1 protein-coding gene is annotated in these 241 nt (G+C 49.4%); it reads right to left on the reverse strand.

The window, feature by feature from the left end:
- Nucleotides 1–241, reverse strand: a 241-nt coding sequence (locus GHO03_RS25450; RefSeq protein WP_218574342.1) for a hypothetical protein, incomplete at both ends; no start/stop codon positions are given.

Raw genomic sequence — 241 nt, forward strand, 5'->3', positions numbered from 1 at the left:
GACCGAGCCTTGTTGGACGTTAACTTCAACCGGGGCCATGTACTGCTTATCAGTTGCTGTAACCGAGGACTCGACAGTGGGCAAGTGAGCGTCATCGATCGGCTGTATCTGCGGGGAAGACACATCAGGTTTGTTCGCAACATGCAGCAAAACCAAAGCAATATTGAAGAGCAAATCAATTATGGCGGGGGCTTTGGTTTCTTCATCGTCACTCTCGAGCGCCTTGAAATCTTGTTTCACT

Source organism: Pseudomonas sp. FSL R10-1339, assembly GCF_009600545.1.
GTDB lineage: Bacteria > Pseudomonadota > Gammaproteobacteria > Pseudomonadales > Pseudomonadaceae > Aquipseudomonas > Aquipseudomonas bubulae.